This is a genomic window from ANME-2 cluster archaeon (assembly GCA_014237145.1).
Classification (GTDB): Archaea; Halobacteriota; Methanosarcinia; order Methanosarcinales; family Methanocomedenaceae; genus Methanocomedens_A.
The window spans coordinates 1-3,014 of the sequence record JAAXOC010000053.1 but is presented as its reverse complement, the minus strand read 5'-3'; the positions used below and the strand labels follow the sequence as shown (position 1 = coordinate 3,014).

3 protein-coding genes and 1 pseudogene are annotated in these 3,014 nt (G+C 42.5%); all 4 read right to left on the bottom strand.

All coding sequences use genetic code 11. The features are described from left to right. Positions 1-358: 358 nt before the first annotated feature. On the bottom strand, positions 359-622 hold the full coding sequence (cas2, locus tag HF974_07410; GenBank protein ID MBC2698153.1) for a CRISPR-associated endonuclease Cas2: 264 nt from the start codon (positions 620-622) through the stop codon (positions 359-361). Between the two features lie 2 nt (positions 623-624). Beyond that, a complete protein-coding gene (locus HF974_07405) occupies positions 625-789 on the bottom strand; it encodes a hypothetical protein (protein MBC2698152.1) in 165 nt (54 codons plus the stop codon). 93 nt (positions 790-882) lie between these two features. Further along, positions 883-1,883, bottom strand: a pseudogene (gene cas1b, locus HF974_07400) (type I-B CRISPR-associated endonuclease Cas1). A 43-nt stretch (positions 1,884-1,926) separates the two neighbouring features. Continuing rightward, complete coding sequence (gene cas4 / locus HF974_07395) at positions 1,927-2,445, bottom strand: CRISPR-associated protein Cas4 (GenBank protein ID MBC2698151.1); 519 nt, start codon at positions 2,443-2,445, stop codon at positions 1,927-1,929. Positions 2,446-3,014: the final 569 nt, after the last annotated feature.

Sequence of the window (3,014 nt, the reverse complement as noted above, 5' to 3'; positions counted from 1 at the left end):
CACTTCCCGCGGAAGTGAATGTATCAGTGTAAATCTGCGTCTAATATTATTATTGAAATAATTTGATTTTAGAATTGTGCCCTATTCCCTTCATAATCTAACACTTTGATGTTGACTTGACACTAGTGCATCGTTTCAATCCCTCTAAGGTCTGATTTTAACCAAGCCGATCCGGCCGAATTTCGGGCACCAAACTCAGTTTCCTGAAAAGCAATATACATCAATATTGATACTGCTTTTTCATAAATAATAACAGATTTTATCTTATATAAAACCGTTCATTTCACCCAAAATCCCCACACTCGTTTACGTGGATGCTTCATCTGGCATCCCCTTTATAAAGATCCACGAAAAAACATCAGATAATCGTATCGATCTCAGCCTTCCGGGTTCCCAGCTCATCGATTCCAAGATATTTCCGGTACCTTACACGATAGATAAAAATACAGTCCTCATCCTCATCGATCAAATCCTTCAAACGCAAACGTATCCTCAAGTATTCTGCTTTTGTAAGCTCTCCCTCAAACACGCTGTTCTGCACCCAGTTCAGGTACTGTTTCAGGAAAATGCGCACTTTGTTCAGGCGTTTTACGCCAGCGTCATAAACGATTATCACGTACATGTTTATTCACTCCGGTAGTTAGCGATCTGATCCGCATCAAACATCAGCACCCTATACAATTCGGTCTTGCCTACCCTGCACCGTCCTGTGGGTGCAATCATTGAGGGCATGGCATTTTTGAGCAGGTTTGATTCATGTAGTTCGTCTTTGCGGTTGTGGAATTTCATGGATGGGGGCCTGTGGAATTGTAAAAGATTTTTTTTATAATCATTATGGATATAATCATTTGAATTTTAGATAGTTGGTGTGAAATTAAAACCTCACCACCACATCACCAGCGGCTTATACTCCTCATCTCCAAGCAGATGTTTTGCCAGCTTATACAGTTCCAGCCTGATAAGCCGCTTATACGATACGTTCCGTTTCAGTCCCTTATGCTTGATAGTCGTACCCAGCTTGTCATTATACTCCTGCAAAAATATCTTCTTACCCTTCTCACTCAGCAGCATATCACCAATCTCACCCTTAAAGCAGCCATCATCCAGCATATTCTTGTTCACCAGCTTCAGGATGATCCGATCCACTATGATCGGCTTGAAGATCTCGCTCACATCAAGAGAAAGGGAAAAGCGCCGCTCGAACGGTTCATGCAGGTAAGAGATAGTCGGATTCAACTGGGTATTATATATCTCTGAGAGCACCGTCGTATACATCAACGAATTCCCGAAACTGATCAGCGTGTTCATCTTATTTCCGGGCGGGCGGCGGGTACGGGTCACGATCCTGTACTCCTCAGGAAATATCTCATCCAGCGCACTGTAATATATATTCCGTATGCGCCCTTCAACGTTCATCATCTCAGGTATGGTGCCGGTATCAGGAAGGCGTGTGATCTCGGATTCGATCGAGCTCACATAGGCATCTATACTCTCCTGTATCTCCTCCTGGCTTCTTGAATAATATTTCAGGTTCTTGAGGATATTGCCGCAAGCCCCTTCAATGAACATTCCTGCCAGCAGCATCCTTTTTTCAGTATCGAGATAATGGGCAGCCTGGTCTATTACAAGGTCACCGCTGATGAGGTCTCACGTGGGTACATGCTGCCTTCATAGAAACCATAGTAGTTGAAAAAGTGTATAGGGATGCCGTTCTTTGCAAGATAAGATACCACACCTGATGAAAATGACAACTTCCCGTATGCGTAGATGGAGTATATTTTATTTATGGGCAGAACCCGCCGTTCATCTTTGTTTATAAAATAGACAGTGTTCTCTTTTCGCTTCAGGATACCGTCCTGCATGATGTAATAATCGGTTCGCATAGTTGTTCCTCTTTTCAAATTGTCTTATGTACAGCTAATTATATCATTCGCCGCCCTCACCACAGAAGCAGAACTCGAAGTATGCACATTTGGGGCAGATACGCTTGCGCTTTGGATGCGGCATCCTGCCTGTAACAATTTCTTCAATGCGGCGGATGTCATCTTCGATGTTCTTTTCGTCCTCCTGTGTTAGTATCACATCCCTGGTCTGGTTCAGTAAGGGATAGTTCATAATGCCCTGCGCGTCTATTCCTTTCTGTTTGAGATAATAGAGGTAGTAGAGCATCTGGCGCAGGTGTGCATCCTCCATTTTTTTAGTCTTTTTGATCTCGTGGAGTTCAATCTTGCCTCCACGCTGTTTCACAAAATCGATACTGATCGTGTTGTCAATTGTGACGTCTTTTTTGGACTTGCTATACCGGTCTTCGTGGAGTAATTTGCCGATCTTGACGTTTTCGTGTTCATGCTCAAAGGTGATGTTGTGGGAAAAGAGCCAGAGCTTGGTGTGGCAGATGTGGTAGTAGTTGATTCTGACGCCGGTTATTTTCACCAATGGGGAGATGGGTGATGTGTTTTCTGTGTTGAGTGGACCGGTACTGGCGTGAGTGTTGGATTTGTTTGATTGGAAATTATTATCTTTCATAAGTACATGGTTGTGGTGGAATGGTATATACCTCTTGTTACGCTGTTTGGATATGGCGGTGGCATGGGTTTTGTTGTAGTATTCATAATTCTACAAAATAATATAATACTTTGAGACTTCAGCGAGAAGCATGCCACATGTTTATGGACGAAGAAAAAATTGTACTGATGGACCTGATTGGCTAGTGTCAAGTCAACATCAAAGTGTCAGATTATGAAGGGAATAGGGCACAATTCGTATCCACTTCAAATTAAAGGGTAATTTAAAAATTATTGGACAGGATTTGCAGGATCGACAGGATCGACAGGATCGACAGGATACGAGGCAATATTAATATCCTGTAAATCCTGTAAATCCGGTCAAGATACCATGCTTTTTGAAGTGGATACCACAATTCTAAAATCAAATTATTTCAATAATAATATTAGACGCAGATTTACACTGATACATTCACTTCCGCGGGAAGTGAATGCCTGCTACGCCTTAAG

What these genes read in the sequence shown, in the direction of transcription:
- cas2 (MBC2698153.1), bottom strand. Translation starts at nt 622, where the DNA reads ATGTACGTGATAATCGTTTATGACGCTGGCGTAAAACGCCTGAACAAA.
- HF974_07405 (MBC2698152.1), bottom strand. Translation starts at nt 789, where the DNA reads ATGAAATTCCACAACCGCAAAGACGAACTACATGAATCAAACCTGCTC.